The organism is Acinetobacter sp. PK01 (assembly GCF_022819285.1).
Taxonomy (GTDB): Bacteria; Pseudomonadota; Gammaproteobacteria; order Pseudomonadales; family Moraxellaceae; genus Acinetobacter; species Acinetobacter tandoii.
On the sequence record NZ_CP094643.1, the window covers coordinates 879,001 to 902,933 of the forward strand.

Consider the following 23,933-nt stretch of genomic DNA (forward strand, 5'->3'; position numbering starts at 1 on the left):
AAAAATACAATAGAGTGTTTTTTGTGCTTTGATTGCTATTTTACAATCGCAATTGCAAAACCATCATGCCCTTTACTGCCAACCGTCTGTAACGCTGTGCAAGACAGCAATCTTGGATGGTTTTTTAAACGCACAAAAGTTTCTCGAATACCTTCTATACTTGGCTTATGATTTTCTGGATTTACAATATCACCAGCACGAATCACATTATCGAGCACAATAATGGTGCCTGAGTGAGATAAGTCTAAGCTGAGTTCTAAGTATTCAGGATAGCTTTGTTTGTCAGCATCAATAAAAATAAAATCAAAAGGTTCAAAATCTGCTGGAAGTGCTTTAAGTACGTCAGCAGCACGTCCGACTTTCAGTTCAATGGTTTGTGGCAAATTAGCGCGGTGAATATTTTCTTGACCTAATGCTGCATGAGTATCACGTCCTTCAATGGTAAGAATATAACCATCTTTAGGCAGTGCACGTGCTAGCCACATAGTACTGTAAGCTGCAAATGTGCCAAGCTCGAGGACACGTTTACACTGATTCATTTGAATAAGCATTTGCAACAACATGCCTTGATTAGGAGCAACAGCTAGATGATCAGGAAAACCTTTTTGAGCTGTATTTTCAAGTGTTTGTAACAGAATTGGGTCTTCAGGAATTAAATGTGAATCGATAAAATCATCAATCTCTGACCACATTTCTTGCATAATCTTAGCGCCTAAATATCGAATCAGTGCATTTTAAACATTTCTAGACAGAGTTCAATTCTCTCAGAATATTAATCACTGAAAATAAAAAACAGAGGTACTTAGACCTCTGTCATGGAATACATGTTAATAATTACACATGGATGAGGAACGACTTAAATCAGGCCCCCAAGTACGAAAGCCTTGAGTATCAATATGGATTTGTCCAGAAGCATACAAACCTAGACCCATATTGAGACTTTGACCATATTGTTCCCAGAACTGACACAGCTTAAATTTGGTATTTTCAATAAACGTGTAATCTTCTGGTTGTGGATATTCGGGACCAATACGAAAATCGATTGCTGAATTAAACAAGTGGCGTGAAGAGCTTGCACCACCAGCACATTGGTTTAGCGTTAAGTCACGGTAAACAGATGTGACTTCAAAGTCGGTTAATACTTTGGATGCGACAAGATATTTAAAAACCTTAAGTGTGGGGATCTGATTTGCCCACAACTCACGAGTTGGAATCATATATTGAGAACGTCCACACTTTTGCCAGTCGCGCGCGGTACGTAATAATTCAAAAGTCGGAATAATATTCCCGACATTATTTTTTTCTAGGAAAACTTCATATTCACGTACGCGTCGCAAGTTATCACTGGCAGCAACCCAACTATTATAGGTATATGGAATAATTTTAGGAGGGATTGGGCGTTCGACGCTTACACGTTCGTGAGGAATGAAAATCCGTTTTCCATGAGGTGTGCCTTGCCCAGATTTATGAGGAGATGAACTACATCCGATCATAACCAGAGGGATGATACTCAAACTGAGCACGCCCTTGAAAAATTGCTTCATGTATGAAAATCAAATGCTTAGAAATATAGGTGCTTATTTTAATCGAAAAGGGGGGAGTAAATTTGGAAAATTTGCAATCAAATGTGTGTTTTTGGTATAAAAAAAGATCAGCAATTGCTGATCTTTTTTTATGGCTTATTTTTCAAGATATTGTAACTTGTCTGCCTTACCATTCCATTCTTCACGGTCGGCAGGTTGGTCACCAATTTGAGTAATGTTTGGCCATTTTTGTGCAAGTTCTGCATTTAGTTCGATAAATACTTCTTGACCTTCTGGCAACTCATCTTCAGAGAAAATTGCATTTGCAGGGCATTCTGGTTCGCATAATGCACAGTCGATACATTCATCTGGGTTAATCACCAAGAAGTTAGGACCTTCGTAGAAACAGTCAACAGGGCAAACTTCTACACAGTCTTGATATTTACATTTAATACAGTTTTCAGTGACAACAAAGGTCATGGCGACAGCTACCTAAATAATATGGTTTTAATTACTCATCCCGTATTTTAGGCAAAAATGGGGATAACTAACAATTGCTTTTATTGATATTTGTTATTTAAATGCATGAAATACATTTAAGTAAATGATAATTGATAGCAACAATATATTTGAGAAACTGACATAAATATTGCTTATGTATAAAATAAATTATAAAAAACAGTTTGTTATGGTATTTTTTGGTTTTCGTATTATGGCGTAATAAAATTACAGAGTATATTGGAAATGAAAAATTTCAAAGTTAAAGTAAGTACCTGAATGATTAAATTCTTAATTTTTTTGCCTAGAAAGTCATCGATATACCATCAAAAAAGTAGTTCATTCAAACAAAAGTACCTATTCAATAAGGCGCTATAAGCTTCAATAGTCTCTTTCATTTTTTTATCTGTCATGGTGTTGAATGATTTTTGACAACTGAGTTATAGAGTGCTCCATTTGTTGAATATCAAAGTCTCCTAATCCGAGTATAAGTCCAGAACGTTTCGTTTGATTTGAATAAGTGGGTGAAATGGCTTTAATTGAAATTTCGCTCTCAAGTGCTGATTGGGCAATAGCACGGTCATCTAAATGATCGGCTAGCCATAGCAACATATGCATACCTTGATCGCCTGACTGTAAAACGCCAAGGTGTTTTGGTATGTGGCGTTCTATCATATCAATTAATTGCAGACGATTTTCTGCATAAACTTTTCGTATACGCCGAATATGTCTTTCTAAATGACCTTCTTGAATAAAGGCTGCCAATACATGCTGATCGGCTGAAGGTGGGTGACGGTCAATCAATGCTCTTAGCCCACAAAATGCAGCAACCAGTTTTTTTGGCAGAATGGCATAACCTAAACGTAATGATGGAAAAAGGACTTTGCTAAACGTACCCAAATATATGACTTGATCCGATGCCATGCCTTGTAGTGCAGGAAACGGTTGGCCACTGTAGCGAAGTTCGCTGTCGTAATCATCTTCAATAATCCAAGCGTTCTGCTGTTTTGCCCATGCGAGTAATGCGGTTCGTCTTGCTAAGCTCATCGGCATACCGATCGGGTATTGATGAGAAGGAGTCACAAATGCAGCACGGGCATTTTCCGCAAGTGTACGACCTATATTGACTTGAATGCCTTCTTCATCAACAGGTACACGTATGATTTTTAAATGATGTAATGAATGCTCAAGTATGGCTGTAGTCCCACGATAAGCAGGATCTTCAACCCAAACGGTATCATTCGCATTGAATAAAATTTGACTGCAAATATAAAGTGCTTGTTGGATTCCGCTAGTAATCACAATTTGTGCAGGGTCACAATGCACAGAACGCGAACGCCGAACATAATCAGCAATAGCAATGCGTAAAGACAATATGCCTTGTGGATCATCATAACCTGACGGTGCTGCTATGCCACGGGCACGGTATTGATTGCCATATTTCCGCCACATATCATTCGGTTGAGTACGGCCTGTGGGCACAGAAACGGCAAAAGGTCGATGCGGTAATGGTCTAAATTCTTTGAGTATTTCTGCAAATGCTTGTGCAGCTGATGTAAGCGGGATGTCGGTTTCTTGTTTTTCTCTTTTTAACGTCTCTGTAGTCGAATGGTTTAAAGTTTGTGAAACAAAAGTCCCTTTTCGGGCATGAGATTCAAATACACCTTCTGCGATAAGTTGCTCATAAGCTTCAATCACAGTACCCCGGGCAACATTTAATGTTTGTGCTAGCTCACGGGAAGAGGGTAAGGCATCACCAGATTGTAAATCACCCTGTTGAACGGCTGCTCTAAAAATGTGAATGAGTTGAGTGCTGATCTGCCCATTGGCCTTATTTAGTTTTGTCATCGATGGAAGATCTATTACTTTGGTCATTCTTGCCATAATTCTGGTCTACTAAAATTTAGATAAACTGGTTCTTTTTTATAATCCAATTAAAACTGAAAATTTACAACAGGAAATACAGACTGAGATTAGGAACATAAGAGGAGTTATAGACCATGTACGTCCCCGCAGAATTTGAAGAAACACAAATAGAGGTTCTGCATGAACTTATAAAACAATATCCTTTGGGAATTTTGCTGACGCATGGGCAAAATGGTTTGGATGCGAATCATCTGCCTTTTGAACTTGATACTGAGGTGACTGAATTGGGTGTACTGCATGCACATGTGGCAAGGAAAAATCCAGTTTGGCAAGATGTTCAAGATGGTGATGAAGTGCTGGTAGTCTTTCGAGCAGGTGATGCCTATATTTCGCCACAATGGTATCCGAGTAAACAAGAGCATCACCAGCAAGTACCGACTTGGAACTATCGAGTAGTTCATGCGCATGGCAAGGTCAAAATACGTGATGATGAGCGTTACGTGCGCGGAGTAGTGGCACGTTTAACCCGTACCCATGAAGCTACGCAAGCTGAACCATGGAAAATGTCGGATGCGCCAAAAAATTATATCGAGCCAATGTTAAAAGCCATCGTGGGGATAGAGATTGAAATTACCAAAATTCAGGGCAAATCCAAATTAGGGCAGAATAAAGAGCATCGAGATATAGTGGGTGTCGCAAATGCATTATCTACAATAGGACAGCGGGAGATAAGCAAAGCAATGTACCAAGTGGCAGCATCCAAAAATTAACTCTAAAGGAAGATGAAACATGTCGTGGTTAAAGCCAGTCACTTTGGTGGGTAAAAACATTAAATTGGAACCCTTAAGTTTAGAGCATGAGTTAGCACTGAGAGAAGCTGTGTGTGATGGTGAACTCTGGAAACTTTGGTATACCTTTATTCCTAAACCTGAACTTATACATAGCGAGATAAAAAGACGACTTGAGTTGCAGCAGAGGGGAAGTATGTTGCCCTTTGTGGTGATTGAACAGCACAGTGGTCAGATCCTTGGCATGACCAGCTATATGAACGTGGTTGCTGAACATCGTCGCGTGGAAATTGGTTCAACATGGTATAGACAATCTGTTCAGCGGAGTGCTGTGAATACAGAGGCGAAGCAATTACTGCTTAAGCATGCATTTGAAATATTAAACTGTATTGCCGTTGAGTTCAGAACATCGTCTTTTAATTTGAAAAGTCGTGCTGCAATTGAACGCTTAGGGGCGAAATTAGATGGCGTGTTAAGAAGCCATCAAATCGTGCAGGATGATATTTTACGTGATACCTATGTATACAGTATTTTGAAAAATGAATGGCCTGCCGTACAACAAAACTTAACGTGGAAACTTGAGCAATCTCGATGAGTGAAGTGATGCTCAAAATGAAAAGGTCGGTGATATTCAACCGACCTTTTTTTAAAAGCTTAACTTTCTAATTGTTCTTTCAGTTGATACAAATGCTGTAAAGCTTCACGTGGAGTTAGGTTATCGACATCTAACGCTTTTAAAATTTGCAGTGCTGGAGAGACTTTTTCAACTTCAACAACGCGTTCAATAATATTAGGCTCTGCTTGCACGGCAGGTGCAAATAAATCACGTTGTACCGCCGTATTGACGTGCTGTTGCTGTTGGCGCTCTAAAATTCTTAAACGGTTTTGCGCTTCTTTAATCACATTCGTAGGAATACCCGCTAATTTTGCGACTTGTAGGCCATGACTCTGACTGGCAGGACCTTGTTGTACTTTATGCAGCAAAATCAAATTACCATTCAGTTCTTTGGCGCTGACATGATAATTGTAAATGCCCGATTCTTTACTCAGTTCAGTCAGTTCAAAGTAATGGGTGGCAAACAAGCATAAGCATTTCACTCGTTTACTTAGGTCTAAAACACAAGCCCAAGCCAAGGACAAGCCGTCATAGGTACTGGTTCCACGACCCACTTCATCCATGAGCACCAAAGATTGGTTGGTGGCATGATGCAGAATTTGCGAAGTTTCGGTCATTTCCACCATAAAGGTCGATTTGCCTGTCGATAAATCATCGGCAGAACCAATACGGGTAAAAATACGGTCAATCGGACCTAACGTAGCGGACTGCGCAGGGACAAAACTACCACAATAAGCCAGTAAACTAATTAATGCGGTTTGACGCATAAAGGTCGATTTACCACCCATGTTAGGACCAGTGATAATTGCCATGCGATGTGCATAATCCAAATGGGTGTCATTCGGCGTAAATGCTGTTTTACTTAATGCTTCGACTACAGGATGACGACCCGCCATAATTTTGATGCCCGTTTCTGGGCTAAATTCGGGTCGAGACCAGTTTCTTAAACGGGCTTGATGTGCAAAGTTACTGAGCAAATCAATTTGAGCGATGGCTGCACTCATAACTTGTAAATTTGCAATGTCTTGACGTAGCTCATCTAAAAGCATTTCAAATAGCATTTTTTCACGCGCTAAAGCACGAGATTCACTGGACAACACTTTATCTTCAAAACTTTTCAGTTCTGGCGTGATATAGCGTTCGGTATTTTTGAGGGTCTGACGGCGAATATAGTGTTCGGGTGCCTGTTCTGCCTGAGCACGAGTTAACTCTATGTAATAGCCACTGACACGGTTATAGCCGATTTTCAGGGTAGGAATACCCGATTGTTCACGCTCTTTAATTTCTAAATCGATCAGGAACTGCCCAGCATGGTCACGTATTTTGCGTAATTCATCCAGTTCACTGTCAAACCCTTCTGCTATGACATTGCCATCACGTAACAGCACAGGTGGATTTTCAACGATTGCTGCGAGGAGGCGCTGGTATAAACCATTAAAATCACCTAATTCCTCATTTAACTGTTGAACCAATCGAGATTGTTGATTGGTCACAACTGGGTTTAAAGCATGACGTAAAAATGGAAGCTGGGCGCTCGCCTGACGCAGTTGTACCAAGTCGCGTGGACGCGCGTTTCCTAGAGCAACGCGGCTAAGCACGCGTTCAATGTCCCCAATTTCTTTCAGGACTAATCGAATAGGAGCTTCATGATAACCATCAATAAAAGCTTGAATGGCGTCAAGACGTGCATCAAGTAGAGCTGTATCGCGTAGTGGTTGCATGAGGGTTCGGCTTAATAACCGACTTCCCATAGCAGTTTGGCAATCATTGATGAGTTGAAATAATGACGTCCCATGTTCGAATAACGGATCCACAATTTCTAAGTTGCGACGTGTCACAGGATCAAGTGCAATAAAGTCACTGCTTTGTTCTAACTGAATACTTCGGATGTGGGGCAATGCGGTTTTTTGTGTTTCTTTGGCATAATGAATCAGTGCGGCCGCCGCAGCTTTTGCCAACGGCAAATGATCAATCCCAAAACCAGAAAGCGTTGAAACCCCAAGCTGATCACACAAGGTTTTTTGCGCATTATTTAAATTAAAGTCCACATTTGGGCGCTTAGTCACAGGACAGTCGAGTTGTTTTTTGACTTGTTCTAAAATGTTGGGGTCAACAATATCTTCATCGACTAGAATTTCACTTGGCATAAGACGTGCCAGTTCGATGCTCAATTGTTCTAGCTTGAAATCCTGCTGTTGGACTTTAAAAATACCTGCACTTAAGTCGAGTAGGGCAATACCAATTTGGTTTTGCTGTAAGCATAGTGCAACCAAATTCGAAGATTGATGACTATTGAGTAAGGCATCATCAGTGAGTGTACCAGGGGTGAGAATACGAACCACCTGACGATCTACAGGGCCTTTGCCTGTGACTTCGCCCACTTGTTCGCAAATCACGACAGTTTCGCCTTTTTTGACTAGACGTGCGAGATAACCTTCTGCTGCATGAAAGGGTACGCCAGCCATTGGGATTGGGTTACCATTGGTTTTACCACGGTGGGTAAGCGTAATGCCGAGCAGTTTGGCTGCTTTATGCGCATCGTCAAAAAAAAGTTCGTAGAAATCGCCCATACGATAAAACATTAAGGCATGAGGATGCTGCATTTTGACTTTTAAATACTGTTGCATCATAGGGGTATGTGAATCAATATTGGCTATGATGTCTTGCAAGCTCATGTATATGAAATCCTTAAGTTTCAATCGTATAAAATATGGGTTAAATTTTAGAATCTACAAAAATGATGATTTGTAAACTTCATTATAAGTAGAAAAAGACCATCTATAAACATGTAAAAGATCTTGGCGGAGTGAGCGAGTTAGTTCTCTACTGACTCAGGTGAGTATGGTAGCAAATTCAGGTCAATGAACAAAAGAGAAATGGAATTAGGCTGTGGTAAGACAGGGGTTAAAAGTTTTAAATAGAGATATCGTAGCCTATAGATAATTCGCTTAAAACGATCACTATAGGTCATTATCCAGCACTAACTCCACCTTTCTGAAATTGTGTTCATTACTGTGTGGTACAAATGCTCTCATTTCAATAATTTCAAAGCATTCTTTGATGCCTTAAAGCACAATAATAACCACTTATTTGAGCATTTACCTTGTTACCAGCGCATGGTTCACTTTATTCAATTACATCAACTCGCATTATGCAACAGAGCTGTTTCCATTCCTTTTTACCTAAAAACCTCAAGCCAGTAGAGTCCACGAGTAGATGAAGCCATCACTGCTTTTCTGATAGCTAATTGCAATATCAATATGTTTTAGTCTTATACAAAGTTTAGAGTAATCTGGGGCTGTCCAAGTCAAACCACATAACCTATCTGGATAAAGCCTGTAATCGTACGCAATTTATGTCATAAAGTGCCATAAAATTCAGCCTAGCACTGGTCAAAAACGCTAAATTTTTATACTATACGGCAAACTTTATAATTACGACATCCACTTTATATTTATTAAAAACATTATGTTGAATCATATTTATGCTGCTTTAGAACAGCTGGGATTCACTACACAAAAACGTGTATTGCATATCCAGTTTGCCAATGCGTTGCTGAATCAGCAGGTCTATTTACAGCGAATAGACGGGACGCATGGCTTAAATCAAGGCTTAACCGCCAGTTTAATTTGCTTGTCGACACATGCATTTATTCCACTAAAACAGTTTATTGGCTGTCAGGTCGCTATAGACCAAGTGACTGACACAGGCCAATTGAGCCGTATCACAGGCATCATCACCCAAGCTCAAGCTGGAGCAAGCGATGGTGCACTGACCTTATATCGCCTCACACTTGAAGACCCGACCACATTATGGAAACAACGCCGTAACAGTCGTGTGTTTATGAATAAAAATGTGGTGGATGTGGTCAACATACTGTTCCAAGAGTGGCAACAAAAAAGTCCGCTATTTGCGGCAAGCCTGAGCCTTGATTTAGCAGGGCTGAGCCGAGAGTACGACATTCGACCTTTCATCATGCAAAGCAATGAAAGTGATTATGACTTTCTGACACGTCTACTCAGAAGTGAAGGGATGAGTTGGCTGATTGATGAAGCACAAACACTGCTTGCCCAAATTCACCAACCGATTCAAGCACAAAAGCTACGCTTAATTGACGATAACCAGCACTACCAAGCCCTGCCACGACGTTTTATCCGCTTTCATCAGAGTAGTGCTGTTCAAGCCGCAGATAGCATTATCGATTGGCAGGCACAACGCCAGTTACAGCCCACAGCAGTGCATGTTCAGCGCTGGCAAGCTGATGCACTGACACAAGATGATGGTGCAGGCAGCGTGCAAAGCAAACATCAGCAGAGTGAGCAATATGATGTTGCAAGTTTAGGGCTAGAGCAATCATGGCATTTTTCACCCGCATGGATGCAAGACCTGAATGGGGAGGATGGTGCAACAGCATCGGGCAATCCACAACTAGAACAATTTAACCAGCAGCTATCGGACTACTACAATGCACAAGCCAAGCATTTCTGTGCACAGTCTACGGTGCGAGATGCTCATGTGGGTTACTGGTTTGAACTGCAAGATCATCCTGAAATTAATCAACACAGTGGTGTAGACAAAGAATTTCTCATTACCGAAAAAACCTTTTATAGCCAAAATAACCTACCTAAAGATTTAAACCAGCAATTGGAGCAACTTCTCCAACAAAGTCACTGGCAATTCACGTCTACACTGAGCAGCATTGCAAGTGAACAGCGCCAAGGCAATCTGCTGAGCTTACAACGTCGACATATTAAAACTGTCCCCGCTTATCATCCCGAGCAGCATCGCCCAGCTGCCTACCCGCAACGTGCTCAGGTGGTTGGACCGAATGGTGAAGAAATCCATGTCGATGAATGGGGGCGCATCAAAGTTCGCTTTTTATTCACAAGAAATGAAGACCATACACATGATGGTGGTGCGGGCAGCAATGATAACGATACGGACTCTGCTTGGGTGGATGTATTAACCCCATGGGCAGGTGAAGGCTACGGGGCACGTTTCTTGCCACGAATTGGGGAAATTGTAGTCATTGACTTCTTTCAAGGAGACATAGATCGTCCTTTCGTGGTGGGACGTCTTCATGAAGCACAGCGTTCTCCTACAAAATTCGATAATGCAGGACAACTGCCTGATACCAAAAAGCTCAGTGGTATCCGTTCTAAAGAAGTCGATGGGGGCGGATTTAACCAACTGAGATTTGACGATACCACGGGTCAAATTAGTGCCCAGTTGCAAAGCAGCCATGCGGCAAGTCAACTCAATTTAGGTAAACTGAGTCATCCCAAAGCCACCGAAGAAAGTGAAGACCGTGGTGAAGGATTTGAATTAAGGACTGACCAATGGGGAGCAGTACGTGCAGGACAAGGCCTACTCATCTCAACTTACAAACAAGACCAAGCAAAAGGTGATCACCTTGATTCAGAGCTTGCCAAAAAGCAACTTGAGGGTAGTCAGACCAACAGTAAAGCCTTGAGTGATATTGCCAAAAACCAAAAGACGGATGAAATCGAATCGGTTGAACAACTCAAAGAATTTGCACAACAGTTAGAGCAAAAAATTGCTAAATTTAATAAAGCCTTGCTTTTATTAAACTCACCAGATGGGATTGCCTTAAGTACTCCTGAAGATATTCATATCTCCGCAGATTCGCAGATCAATCAAATTGCAGGCGATAGCATCAACTTAAGTACGCAAAAGAATTTGATTGCACACGCGCAAAACAAACTCAGTTTATTTGCTGCTCAAGGTGGCATTAAAGCTATTGCAGCGCAGAGTAAAGTCGAGATTCAGGCACAGTCAGATGCTTTAGATGTATTTGCCAAGCTAGGCATAACAATTTCTTCGACGGATGATCGCATTGAAATCAGTAGCCCAAAAGAAGTATTGATTACAGGTGGTTCATCGCAGATTGCACTGAATAATTCTGGAATTTTCCCCAAAACGGGTGGAAAGTTTGAAGTAAAGGCGGGGCAGCATGTGTTTACATCTGGGGCAAGTGTTAGTGCTAAATCTAATCTGCCGCCACCACCTAAAAAAACAATTGGGAATTTAGAGCTTTTTAATAAATATGAACTATCTCAGGGTGTTATGTCTAACTACACAGTTGTAGATTCATTAGGTAAGACATTTACTGGGAAATTAAATAAAGAAGGGTATGCTTTGGTTTCAGGTTTAGCGACAGGGCGTGTACAGATACTTTTTGATAAAGATGAAAGAAATCCATTTGATCCTGCTAGTGAATTTAATAATCAACTTAAATTTGATGTTAAAAAGAAAGCATCAGAGGGGCTAAATAATGTGGCTAAAGGATTACAAAAGACTATTAACACTCAATTTAAAGAGCTCTTACAAAATCCTACTCAAATGAAAAATGAAATTAAAAAAATGAAGAATATAAATGGAACTAGTGCTATTCAATTATTTCAAGAATTATCAAATTCACAGATTAAAAACAACAATAATTTAGCATTACCGAATTTAATGAATTTTAGAGGATAAGCTAGACATGAGTGATATTGAAAATAATAATGAACCTGTTCAATTAGCAACAATCGTTGTAACTGCTGAAGCTATTGAAGAGGATGGGGTAAATCTTGCAAATGATTTCGATGCTTGGTTAAGGAAAATTAGTGATGGATATATAACGTTAGACAGACTTGAAACAGTTGCTAGTGTTGTACCTGTCGTTGGTAATGTTATTGCAGCAGCTAGTACTGTATCAGTAATGGTTGATTTTATTGAAAGAGATTTTGAAGTAGAAAATTTAGATTGGGTTTTGTTATGTATTTCTATTTTAGGTATCGTACCCGCGATGGGATCTGCAATAGCCCCATTTAGAGTCACTATAGGGAAAGTTTCTAAAGCAGTTCAAAAGCAAAAAAAAGTATTAGCTAAAAGTAGCCTAAATAAAAATGAGGTTGATTTACCTGAAATTATTTTTAATCTAATTGAAAATGATCTTTGGTTTTTTGCAGCTGGAAATTTAGAAGGCTTTGTAAACGAGGCAAAAGTAAAATTACCGACATGGTTAGATGAAGTTGCAAAAAAAGGTGATGAGCTAATTTCAGGATTAATACAAGGTATTGATGATATCGCCAATAAACCAGCAAGTGATTTTGTAAAAAATATAAATGCAGATATGGAAAAAGACATAGCTGGTTGGTATGAACCTAAAAAGCCAGTGCGTAATTTTTTTAAATATTTAGGAAGCTATTATAAAAACTTTAGTGTTAATACATTTAAATCAACATGGCAAATTGCATTACCAGAAGACATAAAACAAATTTTACGTGAACAATTACCAAAATTAAATAAATTGAAAACTGAATTAATAAACAAAGTAAAGTTTATGGGGGACGCTAAAAATGCCGAAAGTATTGCGTGGTATGTTGAAGTATTTGCAGCTGGTTTAGCCGGAAGAAAAAGTAAAAGAAAAGGTGGGAATGTTCCTGCAAATCAAACGGGGCAAGCCCATAATCAACACGGGCAAAACCCTAGTGAGGTTGTTCCAGGGCAGAAAAAAACACATGAAGATACAACTCCAAATTCATGCTTGAATTGTCCTGCACCTGTAGATACAGGTTCTAGTATTAACTTTGCACTAGGTTATGAGTCTATTGAGCATTTAGATGCGCGATTAAACAATATATTAGGCATAAATGTTAGTCGAAAATATGCTTCAAATTTAGTTCAGCTTGATGAAAGTGAGTTTGGTTCAAGATGGGTGTTGCCATGGACTATACAAATTGTTCAACATCATAAGAATAAAAATAAGTGGCAATTTATTGATGAAAATGCGCGATCTATAAATTTACCTGATATGAAAATTGGGCAGAAATATCATCTGGAAATTGAAAATTTTTCAATCAAAATGATTGATGAAAATACTATAGTAATAATTCGTAGAGATGAAACAGTTTATTATTTTGAAAAGGATTTAAAAAGATTCCGTTTAAGTGCTATTCAATATCCGAAGGGATTTTCTTTAGGAATATGTTATGACCATAAAATAAAAAATAAAGCTGGTTATGATAAAACCTTAATCTCAGATATAGTGCTTAAGCAAGGTGATAAGGAGTTATTCCATATTGCTTGTGAATTGAGTAAAAATGGATTAATAAATAAGTTATGGTTAATTAAAGATAATCAATTATTTAAAAAACTAGCTGAATATCAATATGACATTAATGGAAATTTAACGGAAGCGATAAATGAATATGGAGCATCTCATCGATATAAATATTCAAACCATTTAATTACTTATTATTCAGATTTAACTGGACGTGGAATGAATTTAGCTTGGGATGGTACTTCGTATCTTTCTAGAGCTTTTAGAGAGTGGGCAGATGATGGGAGCTTTGAGGTTACTTTAACTTGGTCAAATCGTTTTAGATCTACAACTGTAAAAGATATTACAGGAGCAGAAACGGTCCACAATTATGACATTGATGGATACACGACATCAATTGAATATGCGTCAGGCTTAGAGGAGTGGTTTTACCGCGACCATGCAAAAAGAATTACTAAGCATTTTGAACCTAACGGTGCAGTAACTTGTTTTGAATATGATGAATCTGGAAATTTAGTTAAAAAGATTCAACCAGATGGCTCGATAATCGTGATTGCATACGATGAAAAAAACCAACCAGTTGCAATTTCTGATGCGAATGGTGGTCGATGGTTCCGAGAATATGATCAAAAAGGAAACATAATAAAAGAAATTGATCCGCTTAAACGAGAGATAAAATACAACTACAATGAATCCGGTTTGCCAATAAGTATTACTGATGCAAAAAATGGAGTTAAAACCTTACAGTATGATAGTGCTGGAAATCTTGTGGAATTTACGGATTGCTCAGGTAAGTCGAGTAAATGGGTATATGATAATGATGGAAGATTAGTTTGCAGTGAAAATGCTTTAGGTCATAAAACTGAATATTTTTACTCAGTCGAAAATCATGAAGATAGTAGTTTATTACGCAATGCAAATGGTCAATTAGAAACTATAAAATCTCCAGATGGCACGGTTGTAAAATATATACATGATGCAGAAGGGCGTGTATTGGTTTTTGAAGATTCAAATAATCAAGTTACTCAATACAAATATAATGAAGCAGGGCTTATTGTTGAAAAAATTGATGCTAATAATCATAAATTGAAATATGAATGGGATTTACTTGGTCGGTTGAAAAATTTATTTAATGAGAATGGAGCAAAATATGAGTTTTTTTATGACAAAGTTGGTCGTTTAGTTAAAGAAATAGATTTTGATGGAAAAAATACCGAATATAATTATCGTTATTCAACTGGTGAGTTGGTAAGTACAGTAGAAAAAGTGGTTTCAGGTAAAGATAGAGTTCAGCTATTCGAATTTGACATTAATGGACGACTAGAGCAACGTAAAATCGGTTTTGGATCAATCGAACATGAATTAGAACAACAATTAATTGAAGAGTTTGCATATGATTCACATGGGAGGCTTATTTTAGCGAAGAACGCTGAAAGTCAACTGAAATTCTTTTATGACCCTGTCGGAAATTTGAACATTGAACATCATGAAGATTTTATAGCTAAAACTACTGCCGTTTGGAAACATGGCTACGACGAAATTAATGATCGGATTAAAACAATACGTCCCGATGGTCAAAATATAGATTGGCTTACCTATGGAAGCGCTCATGCACAAAGTTTGATTGTCAATGGTCAAGACATTGTCAGTTTTGAAAGAGATGATCTACACAGAGAAAGCATCCGTCACTATGCTAATGGGATCAGTCAAGAGCAACATTATGATGTAATGGGGCGATTAATTCAGCAGCAAGTTATTCGTGATCATGAGTTTGGCTATCAGTCATCGATTAAACAACAAAATAATGCACTTAAAGATTCGCAAAAACTAGTCCAGCGTTTATACAAGTATGATAGAACAGGACAGTTAACAGATATTAAGGATACTCAAAGAGGAAGTATCAGTTATAAGTATGATCCTGTAGGCAGATTGCTAGAGGCGAATGGTAAATTAGGCAAAGAAACGTTTGATTTTGACCCAGCAAATAACATTATCGATCAATATAATAAAAATAAAAACCAAAGCGATTCTCAAACAGTTGAAGAAAAACGCTATGGTTATAATCGACTTGTTAATAACGTGGTTCAAGAGTATCTTGATCAGCAATATCAGTATGATGCTTATGGTCAGCTCACTCGGCAAAAATCAAGTCAAGGTGATTTAATTTTAGAATGGGACGCATCAGGGAGATTAGTACATAGCCATAATGCTCAATATACAACTGTTTATCGTTATGACGCTTTAGGTCGTCGGATTCAAAAACTTAGTAAGCACTACTATACAGGTGCTGAACATAACATCATCTATGGATGGGATGGTGACACATTGGCTTATGAATCGACAGAACAAGTCACCAAGCATTACATTTACGAAAAAGACAGCTTTATACCAATGCTACAAGCTGTCTATCAAAGCCCTATTGAATTACATCAAACACCTGATTGGTCAGATAAACCATATAGTGTACATCGTGATCCACTATGGAAAATCACCAAGCAAAGTAAAGGCTTTGATGATGTATGGTTCTATCACTGTGACCACTTAGGTACGCCGCAGGAAATGACCGACCATACAGGTGCAATTATTTGGAAAGCCGAATATAAAGCTTGGGGTGAGTGTAAAACAGAGAAAGCTAAGTCGAATTTCTTCGAAAACAGTGAAATTATTTCAAATAATATCCGTTTCCAAGGTCAGTATTTTGATGGCGAAACGGGGCTTCATTACAACCGTTATCGCTATTATTCGCCGTATGTAGGGCGGTTTATTAGTAAGGACCCGATTGGATTGTTGGGTGGCTCTAATATTTATGTTTATGCACCGAGTCCTGTCGGCTGGGTTGATCCTTTAGGATTAGAACGAATAAAATCACCTAAGACAATTCGATATAGTCAAAATGGCTATAGCCCATGTTTTGGAGATGGAGGTAATGTGAATGGTCTGGCGCATAGATTGGCAGCGGATCCGTCTTATGCCGCTAAAGTCGAACCGATTAGATTGGTGAGATTTAAAGATCTTCCACAGAATGTTCAGGCAAAGTTATTGGAACAAGGTGCCAAAAGCAATATGGTGTATTCACTCGACAATAGAAGGTTAGCCGCTGCAAAACAGTCAAAAACTGGCGTAAATACACGATGGGCTACTCCTGAAGAAATACAGCAAGAAGCCACTTTACGTCGATTCTCAACAAATGATGCAGGAAAAACTATATGTCACAATTAAATTTTTTACCAATTCATACAAAATTTGGGATTCTTTCATCTCGCACTGATTTTTGGTTAAATGAGTTTAAATTTAATCCACAAGGCAATAACTTGGAAGTTGATTTAACATTTAGTCAGATTAAAAAAGATGAAAAGGGTAAAAGTTTTAAATCTTCTGAGTTGTTATCAATTGTTTTTACAAATGTGAATAATTTTAAAATGTTTCAATATGATGATTTTGAGCATATTTATTCACATAAATCCAATTCAAATTTAGACTATACAAATTATGACAAGAATGGTTTGAATCTCTATCTTTTATGGACATATGATCACTGCTTTGAAATATATGCGAAAGGTTATTCTTTTTTACCAACTGTAAATGATAGGAATGTAACTTAATTAGAAATAGGTTGTATAGAGTTTCATTTAAATCTGTGAGTTTATTAGAAATAATTGAAAACAGTGATGATTCAAAGTTATTGGATTTGAGTTGTGGTCAAGATGAAATTATGTTGACTATAGCTCATGGTAATTTTGATAAAACTATTCGTATCACTTTTCCTTTTCAAAACTTTTTTAGTAGTTTTTCGAGTAAAAGTGATGGTATATGTTTTTTATCTATTGAAAATATAAAAGACACACTAAATGTAAAAAATGGAGTTTATATTCCTTCTGCAGATTTTGGTGATTTTATGTATGATGTGAGAGAAGGTAATAGCATTGGATATGGTTTGAGAGAAAGTAAATTTAAATTTTTTTTAAGTTATAGGAAGTTTTAAAGTAGTTATTCCTATTGAAAATTTTGAAAAAATCAAAATTGAATTTTTAAATAATTAATAGATAAAGTTTTAAAAGTATTAGTCTGGCTAATGCTTTTAAAACTTAAATAATTATTAGGTGTGTTTTTAATATATAGTTGAAATATTCATAACTTTTTTAACTAATTTGTAGGTTTTGTGAGCTTTTATACAATTTATCCGTCTGAGTATATTGATCGAGATTTTTCTTTTGATTTGAAAGGGAAGCAAGAAATTATTGTTGATTATTTTAAATTTGACTTAAGTAATCAATTTTTAAAAAAACCTATAATAAATTTAGATTTTGACAATATTTTTTCTGATCAATTGAATGAAATATTGGAGACAGATTTTTATTATTCATCTTCAGGAGTTTTACTTTTTTCAAAAAGATTTTTTAATGAAATGAAGGAAGTTCTTGCAGACGAATGTGATTTCTATCAATGTTATGTAAGAAATCAAGAAGCAGATATTTACGCCATGTATGTTAAAAGAAAAAATAATTTATTAGATGAAGATGACTTTATAAAAAATGATCTTGTAATAGATGACTTTTTTATTGTTAGAGATACTGATAAACCATATATCTACGTAGTGAGAAAAAATTTATAGATATTGTTAATAAATTTAAATTCAAAATGAATTTCTTGGAATACTAGAATTAATAATTTTTAATAGTGAGTTAATTATTTAAATTATTAATTCATTATTAGACCTGAAGATTTTTTATTTTTGGCAACATGGGATGTTTAGAATAGTTGACAGAGGGTTATATGTGGGCAATAAGGTTTAGAATATAAAATACGGCAGAATATCGCTATGATGCATTAGGCCGCCGTATTCAAAAGCGGAGTAAACATCACCATACAGGTCAAGAGCAGAACATTATTTATGGATGGGATGGCGATACGCTTGCTTATGAGTCCACAGAGGAACTGACCAAGCATTACATCTATGAAAGACAGTTTTGTACCAATGCTACAGGCTGTTTATTTAAGTCCAATAGAATTACACCAAACTCCAGATTGGTCAGATAGACCTTATAACATACACCGTGACCCGCTTTGGAAAACTGAAAAACAGGCTAAAGAATTTGATGATGTATGGTTCTATCACTGTGACCACTTAGGTACGCCGCAAGAAATGACTGACCATACAGGTGCAATTATTTGGAAAGCTGAATATAAAGCTTGGGGTGAGTGTAAAGCAGAGAAAGCCAAGTCGAATTTCTTCGAAAACAGTGAAACTATTTCAAATAATATCCGTTTTCAAGGACAGTATTTTGATGAAGAGACAGGATTACATTACAATCGCTATCGATATTATTCGCCGTATGTAGGTAGGTTTGTCAGTAAAGATCCAATTGGGTTAATGTTTATGAATATGCGCCGAATCCTAATAATTGGATTGATCAGTTAGGGTTATCCCCAAAAAAAGATTGTAATGTCCCTAAAAGGGAACCAGAAATAGTTGAAAATTTTAGATCATTTGAAGCTGCACGAACTCGTGCATTACAGTTAATTGGCCCTTTAGTCCCAGGTACGCGACAGGAACAGATTGGTAGTCTAGGTCAAGGAAAAGGGAAAAAGGTTGGATTTTATGGGATTAGTGCTGCAAAAAAAGAATACGTTCGATATAGATTGGATTATGATCCACTTAAAGGCCCTCATATTAATGTAGATGTAGGTAAAGGTATTTGTGGAAAGCGCTATGCTATAAAATTCCCAGGTAATGAAAAAACATTTGTAACTCTTTTAAAAAGGAATACTTAATGATCATCCCTTCATTTCTTAATGAAACTCTATTAAATAGAGTTTCATTAAGTTCAATTGATTTAGAAAATACAATTAAAAGTTTAGGTTTGGATGTTTTAAACTACGGAGTAATAGATAAAGAGACAGATAAGGTGGAATTAATAGTTCAGGATGATAGAGAATCCTTGCTGAATATGATACGGAAATATTTAATGAAGAAGCCGATTCATGAGGAAGTCCATGTATTCTGGTCAAATTTAAATAAATATTCAATTCTTTGTGATATTAAGTTTGTATTAGAAAATTTAGAAAATATTTTTGATGAGGATTGGGATTTTTGGATTATTGGCGGAAATAAAAAATGGGTTATTGAAAACTATCATGAGGAAGAGTTGTCAATATTTTTGTTGAATTGATGTGTTGGAACTATCATATAAAATGATTAGTTAGTTTGAGTGTGATAATTTTTATAATGAAATTGTATATTATTATGACATATGGTTAAATTGCCCGAATAGTTTGAAAATTTAAATAGTACTTTTTAAGTGCTATTTAAAATAAAGTATTTTAAAAGGCTGGTTGATGTAATTTTATAAAATTTATTCTTCTGAGTATATTGATAGAGATTTTTCTTTTGATTTGAAAGGGAAGCAAGAAATTATTGTTGACTATTTTAAATTTGACTTAAGTAATCAATTTTTAAAAAATCCTAGAATAAATTTAGATTATGACAATCTTTTTTCTGATCAATTGAATGAAATATTTGAGACGGATTTTTATTATTCATCTTCAGGAATTCTAATTTTTTCAAAAAGATTTTTTAATGAAATGAAGGAAGTTCTTGTAGACGAATGTGATTTCTATCGATGTTATGTAAGAAATCAAGAAGCAGATATTTATGCCATGTATATTAAAAGAAAAAATAATTTATTAGAAGAAGATTACTTTATAAAAAATGATCTTGTAGTAGATGGCTTTTTTATTGCTAGAGATAATGATAAACCTTATATTTACCTAGTGAGCAGAAAATTTGTTGTTATTGTTAATAAATTTAAATTCAAAATGAATTTCTTGGAATACTAAAAATTAATAATTATTTAGAAATTAATTGGTTAATTAAATTGGATTGGGGTTAAATAAATATGAAGTATTTTGTTTTAAGTGCGACGCAAAGTAGTCTTTGTCCAATTTCACTTGTGGATGATGCTGTTCTATATATGAATAAAGAGCAAGCTAGCCAAAGTATCGAATGTGGATTTTTACCGTGGTATAGTTATAAAACTAGCAAAAACTGTGATTTACCTATCGAAGGTGTACTTATCTTAAAAAGTAAAAAAATAGAAATAAGTATTGGAAATATAAACGAAAATATATATGTTGTTGATGAAGTTTTTAAAAATATTTTTGGGAAATATATTAATTTTGATTTTATAAGGGTTGAGGTGTTGAGAGAGTTTGGAAAAATAAATAACAAAAATTATTATATTTTTAGATTTAATCAAATTTTTTATTTTAAAAATGTCTTAGATTTAAATAAGTCAATTTATAGATTGGATAATGATTTTTTAGTTTTAGAGAAGGCAGATTTTTTAAATAATTTAGATGTTAATATATTGAAAATTGATAATGTGGATTCTGCTCAAGATACTTTTTTTATCAGTGAGTTCGTTAAAGAAGAAATTGAAAAAAATAAATATCAAGATATAAATATTTTTGACCTTAGTTTGGCTCAATGGAGAGATTCTGATGATTTTAGTTTTATGTTTTTGAGCGAAGATGAGGTGAATAAATTTGTGTGACCAATTTAGTAGATATCTCTTTCATATTAAAAATAATATTTGTAATTATTTTTAATTTGATAAAAGGTATATGCAATGGTCTATTATAAACCTATTATCCAATTTTATGGGTTTCTAAAATGGAGCATGAGGTATGGTTCTATTGTTGTGATCATGCCTTTTTAATCAGTCCTATGTGAGAATTCAATAAATATTGGATGGAGTAATCATGGAAATAAGCATGTATCACAAAATAAATTAAGTTGGAAGTAGATAGTAAATAGTATAAAAATGATAATGCTGCTAAATATAAATCTGGTATTAATATTCAGGCACTTGATCGAGTAGCTTGGGCTAATGGTACTAAAGTAAATGCGGGTGCAGGTAAGAATTCAACATGGAAAGTATATAAGTCATCCGATATAATTGGAACTAATAGTGGAAAAGAAACAGAGTATATATGTATTGAGTGCTCGTAAGGGATAATACATGGTCATCCAATATAAAAAGATACACACAATAAATATCAAAAGAGGTTATAATGAATATTTGGTGGAATATTGATATTAAAATGGAGTTGTTAGTCATGACTCCATTTCTTGGATTGATGATAATTTTGAAATAAATGAAGATACAGTTTTTGATTTATCTGAAGATTTATTACAAATTTCTTTTAATAATAAAATATTAGATGTTGGATGGTATCCGGATCTAGAGGTGGATGGTTTTTTTAGAGTTGTATTAATAAAAGATATGAATTGGAAATCACCTATAATTGAAAAAGAGTGTGGGGATATAAAGAGCTTAAAGGAGAATATATCAAATATTATATATAATAATATTTAGGTGCTGAATGTGTTAGTTTTGAATATGAACTTTGTTTAAGTTTAGCTAACTCAAGTGAAAAAATAAAATTTTAGATTTTATTGAGTTTGATGTAGAAAATATTTTTTAATTTATTAGGGCTAATTAATATTTTTTACCATTTTTATCGCTTAATTTAAATGGAATTATTCAAAATGAAAGCTATCAAATTAATAATTTTTTAGAAGATTTAGTAAGGAGGAGTAACTTAGAGAAAATATTAAGAGATTGATGTTTTTGATTGCGAGAAACTGATAAATATTGAGAGGAAAATATATAGAGCTTGTGTTAATAGTTTTAACATGTTCTATGTGTTTTTGATTAAAATTTAATTAATTTAGATAGGGCAGTAAATACAAATTTATTGTATAAAAAATATTTGATTGTAGATGGGAAAGGATATTAATGAAAAATAAGCTCTGGAGAAAATATAAATTTCAAACTAAATCTAATAAATTTTATTCTATTTTATCAGATTCAGATTTTAATAAGGAGGATGGAGTTAAGTTAAATCCTTATATAAATAGTGGAAATTTAATGGATAAAGAAGTTATAGTAATTCAGGAAATGGATTTAACAGATTTACTGTGTTTTAATATCCGAAATACAGATATTGGTATTTTTTTGGAAATATATAGTTTAAATCAAGCAGATGTGTATATTATTGATAATAACTTTAATATTAAGGATGTGCTTGAATTAGTAAATAAGTTGAGCCAATTTAGTTATGTCTCTGCATTGAAATATATTAAATTTAAATATGGATTTAAAGATCAGTATATTTTTTTTGAAGATTAATTAATAATTATATTTTAAATTAACCTGAATCCTGCTTAAGCCGATGTTTCTATAATACGAATCATTGGCTTTTTTTGATGACATATTTGATAAGCACATAAATTTGATAAGCACATAAAGATGCATAAATACCAGCTAAATAACCTCTAATACTCCGTGCTTTGCTTGTGACTAAGTTGTATGTCCCTTTTAACAAGCTGAATAATGTTTCTATTTTATTGCGTTGTTTTATGTGGTAGTTATCAGCTTTTGATAATTTAATCGCTTGCATGTTTTTACGATGATAGGTCATCAAATCAATACCTTGATATTTAAGCCTGCGCTTAAGCTCATGACTAATATAGCCACGATCAGCATACAATTTGGCAGTCATTCCTTTGACGAGTTGCTCCACCATTTTGATATCTGCTGTATGCCCATTGGATAAAATCGTATTTACTATTCCACCTGATTGATTCATCAGCAAATGCAGCTTACAGCCAAAGAACCAACCCATTGAGCTTTTTCCACGTGTTGCAATAGCCGATAAAGACTTATGACGTTGTATTCGCTGATTTTTACAGACAGGTAATACGGTTGAATCAATCCAAAAATAATTGCTTTGCTGATCTTTGATCAAAGCAAAATGTAGGGCATGCAAAGCCAGTTGATGTGTATTCATCAGATGAATCATGCGTTGATAACACGGTAGATGTTTAAATAGATGGCTATTATTATATTTTAACGCTGTAAAGAATGCTTTGAAATTATTGAAATGAGAGCACTTATACCAAATTGCAATAAAGGTAATTTCAGAAATACTGAGCTGAGCAGGGCGAACTCTTGAGCATCGAAGGTTCTGCTTTAAGAAATTCCAATAGATAGATTCAAATTTTAGAAAGAAATCATCAATTATGCAGAATAATTGGGTACTATCAATCATAAGGACTAGAGTTGTGAGTTTGGTGTGGTAACTCAACTGATGGCTCTAGTCCTTCTCTTTTTCAAGTTAATTGATTATCCGCGATTTGGGTTATTTAGACTTTCTTTAAGGATGGTTACTGGCTTTGTTCAAAGTCTCATTAAACGATCTGGTTTGAACTGGACCGCTCTGGATTATTCTACCCTTTGCAGAAAACAAAAGCATATTGATATTGCGATTAGCTATCAAAAAAGTAGTGATGGTCTTCATCTACTCGTCGACTCCACTGGCTTAAAGTTTTTAAGTGAAGGTGAATGGATCAGTGCGAGAAACTTTCAAAGCCAAGTCAATGAGATGCATGCACCTTGCGTAGCAATGCTGCTCAAGTCTTAAATGAATTTACGGAATTAGGCCGAGCTCACACCCAAATTGCCATGTAAATTTGAGTAGATATAGGAAATCTTAATTTTTAAATCTTT

The 23,933-nt window shown here is 35.6% G+C and carries 14 protein-coding genes and 7 pseudogenes; 14 read left to right on the forward strand and 7 right to left on the reverse strand.

What is annotated here, in order from left to right:
- Positions 1-35 precede the first annotated feature (35 nt).
- From MP622_RS04230 to MP622_RS04245, 4 genes are all read right to left on the reverse strand, one after another.
- The gene (locus MP622_RS04230; RefSeq protein WP_243792689.1) at positions 36-701 is read right to left on the reverse strand and encodes an O-methyltransferase; all 666 of its coding nucleotides are present in this window, start codon (positions 699-701) and stop codon (positions 36-38) included.
- Between the two features lie 126 nt (positions 702-827).
- Complete coding sequence (locus MP622_RS04235) at positions 828-1,544, reverse strand: D-Ala-D-Ala carboxypeptidase family metallohydrolase (RefSeq protein WP_044737941.1); 717 nt, start codon at positions 1,542-1,544, stop codon at positions 828-830.
- A gap of 135 nt (positions 1,545-1,679) precedes the next feature.
- Positions 1,680-2,003, reverse strand: a complete 324-nt coding sequence (gene fdxA, locus MP622_RS04240; protein ID WP_004938070.1) for a ferredoxin FdxA — start codon at positions 2,001-2,003, stop codon at positions 1,680-1,682.
- Between the two features lie 420 nt (positions 2,004-2,423).
- Positions 2,424-3,905 (reverse strand): PLP-dependent aminotransferase family protein, encoded by a 1,482-nt coding sequence (locus tag MP622_RS04245; protein WP_243792690.1) that lies wholly within the window; start codon positions 3,903-3,905, stop codon positions 2,424-2,426.
- Between the two features lie 116 nt (positions 3,906-4,021).
- On the opposite strand from MP622_RS04245, the gene MP622_RS04250 reads away from it, so the two are divergent.
- Both MP622_RS04250 and MP622_RS04255 read left to right on the forward strand, forming a co-directional pair.
- Positions 4,022-4,657, forward strand: coding sequence for an FMN-binding negative transcriptional regulator (locus MP622_RS04250; RefSeq protein ID WP_243792691.1), 636 nt, complete (start codon positions 4,022-4,024; stop codon positions 4,655-4,657).
- 19 nt (positions 4,658-4,676) lie between these two features.
- Entirely contained in the window at positions 4,677-5,270 is a 594-nt protein-coding gene (locus MP622_RS04255) for a GNAT family protein (protein WP_016166503.1), read from the forward strand.
- Between the two features lie 59 nt (positions 5,271-5,329).
- Here MP622_RS04255 and mutS read toward each other — a convergent pair whose 3' ends face one another.
- Positions 5,330-7,966 (reverse strand): DNA mismatch repair protein MutS, encoded by a 2,637-nt coding sequence (gene mutS / locus MP622_RS04260; RefSeq protein ID WP_243792692.1) that lies wholly within the window; start codon positions 7,964-7,966, stop codon positions 5,330-5,332.
- Between the two features lie 309 nt (positions 7,967-8,275).
- Between mutS and MP622_RS04265 the strand changes: the two are divergent.
- Positions 8,276-8,443 (forward strand): annotated as a pseudogene (locus MP622_RS04265) (IS982 family transposase); the annotation flags it as partial.
- Positions 8,444-8,453: 10 nt separating this feature from the next.
- Here the strand turns inward: MP622_RS04265 and MP622_RS04270 are convergent.
- Positions 8,454-8,643, reverse strand: a pseudogene (locus tag MP622_RS04270) (transposase); the annotation flags it as partial.
- Between the two features lie 116 nt (positions 8,644-8,759).
- Here MP622_RS04270 and MP622_RS04275 point away from each other — a divergent pair.
- From MP622_RS04275 to MP622_RS04320, 10 genes and pseudogenes are all read left to right on the forward strand, one after another.
- Positions 8,760-11,789, forward strand: coding sequence for a type VI secretion system Vgr family protein (locus MP622_RS04275; RefSeq protein WP_243792693.1), 3,030 nt, complete (start codon positions 8,760-8,762; stop codon positions 11,787-11,789).
- 7 nt (positions 11,790-11,796) lie between these two features.
- Complete coding sequence (locus MP622_RS04280) at positions 11,797-16,578, forward strand: RHS repeat-associated core domain-containing protein (RefSeq protein WP_243792694.1); 4,782 nt, start codon at positions 11,797-11,799, stop codon at positions 16,576-16,578.
- Positions 16,566-16,961 (forward strand): hypothetical protein, encoded by a 396-nt coding sequence (locus MP622_RS04285; RefSeq protein WP_005111383.1) that lies wholly within the window; start codon positions 16,566-16,568, stop codon positions 16,959-16,961. The genes MP622_RS04280 and MP622_RS04285 overlap by 13 nt, the downstream gene beginning before the upstream one ends.
- 35 nt (positions 16,962-16,996) lie before the next feature.
- Positions 16,997-17,341, forward strand: coding sequence for a hypothetical protein (locus MP622_RS04290; protein WP_243792695.1), 345 nt, complete (start codon positions 16,997-16,999; stop codon positions 17,339-17,341).
- Between the two features lie 177 nt (positions 17,342-17,518).
- A pseudogene (locus MP622_RS04295) lies at positions 17,519-17,857 on the forward strand (hypothetical protein); the annotation flags it as partial.
- A 305-nt stretch (positions 17,858-18,162) separates the two neighbouring features.
- Positions 18,163-19,131: pseudogene (locus MP622_RS04300) on the forward strand (RHS repeat-associated core domain-containing protein); the annotation flags it as partial.
- A complete protein-coding gene (locus MP622_RS04305) occupies positions 19,131-19,529 on the forward strand; it encodes a hypothetical protein (protein WP_243792696.1) in 399 nt (132 codons plus the stop codon). The pseudogene MP622_RS04300 and the gene MP622_RS04305, both read left to right, overlap by 1 nt.
- Before the next feature lie 181 nt (positions 19,530-19,710).
- Positions 19,711-20,034, forward strand: a pseudogene (locus MP622_RS04310) (hypothetical protein); the annotation flags it as partial.
- 221 nt (positions 20,035-20,255) lie between these two features.
- Positions 20,256-20,912 carry a hypothetical protein gene (locus tag MP622_RS04315; RefSeq protein WP_243792697.1) on the forward strand — a complete coding sequence of 219 codons (657 nt, stop codon included), beginning with the start codon at positions 20,256-20,258 and terminating at the stop codon, positions 20,910-20,912.
- Between the two features lie 1,248 nt (positions 20,913-22,160).
- Positions 22,161-22,553 carry a hypothetical protein gene (locus MP622_RS04320; protein WP_243792698.1) on the forward strand — a complete coding sequence of 131 codons (393 nt, stop codon included), beginning with the start codon at positions 22,161-22,163 and terminating at the stop codon, positions 22,551-22,553.
- A 35-nt stretch (positions 22,554-22,588) separates the two neighbouring features.
- On the opposite strand, the pseudogene MP622_RS04325 reads toward MP622_RS04320, so the two are convergent.
- Positions 22,589-23,475 (reverse strand): annotated as a pseudogene (locus MP622_RS04325) (IS982 family transposase).
- Between the two features lie 90 nt (positions 23,476-23,565).
- Between MP622_RS04325 and MP622_RS04330 the strand changes: the two are divergent.
- Positions 23,566-23,772 (forward strand): annotated as a pseudogene (locus MP622_RS04330) (transposase); the annotation flags it as partial.
- Positions 23,773-23,933 lie beyond the last annotated feature (161 nt).

Bases quoted from the DNA above. Each gene is read 5' to 3' on its own strand.
- MP622_RS04320 (WP_243792698.1), top strand. From the start codon at position 22,161: ATGAAAAATAAGCTCTGGAGAAAATATAAATTTCAAACTAAATCTAAT.
- MP622_RS04275 (WP_243792693.1), top strand. From the start codon at position 8,760: ATGTTGAATCATATTTATGCTGCTTTAGAACAGCTGGGATTCACTACA.
- MP622_RS04235 (WP_044737941.1), bottom strand. From the start codon at position 1,544: ATGAAGCAATTTTTCAAGGGCGTGCTCAGTTTGAGTATCATCCCTCTG.
- MP622_RS04305 (WP_243792696.1), top strand. From the start codon at position 19,131: ATGATCATCCCTTCATTTCTTAATGAAACTCTATTAAATAGAGTTTCA.
- MP622_RS04230 (WP_243792689.1), bottom strand. From the start codon at position 701: ATGCAAGAAATGTGGTCAGAGATTGATGATTTTATCGATTCACATTTA.
- MP622_RS04255 (WP_016166503.1), top strand. From the start codon at position 4,677: ATGTCGTGGTTAAAGCCAGTCACTTTGGTGGGTAAAAACATTAAATTG.
- MP622_RS04285 (WP_005111383.1), top strand. From the start codon at position 16,566: ATGTCACAATTAAATTTTTTACCAATTCATACAAAATTTGGGATTCTT.
- fdxA (WP_004938070.1), bottom strand. From the start codon at position 2,003: ATGACCTTTGTTGTCACTGAAAACTGTATTAAATGTAAATATCAAGAC.
- MP622_RS04280 (WP_243792694.1), top strand. From the start codon at position 11,797: ATGAGTGATATTGAAAATAATAATGAACCTGTTCAATTAGCAACAATC.
- mutS (WP_243792692.1), bottom strand. From the start codon at position 7,966: ATGAGCTTGCAAGACATCATAGCCAATATTGATTCACATACCCCTATG.
- MP622_RS04245 (WP_243792690.1), bottom strand. From the start codon at position 3,905: ATGGCAAGAATGACCAAAGTAATAGATCTTCCATCGATGACAAAACTA.
- MP622_RS04250 (WP_243792691.1), top strand. From the start codon at position 4,022: ATGTACGTCCCCGCAGAATTTGAAGAAACACAAATAGAGGTTCTGCAT.
- MP622_RS04315 (WP_243792697.1), top strand. From the start codon at position 20,256: ATGAAGTATTTTGTTTTAAGTGCGACGCAAAGTAGTCTTTGTCCAATT.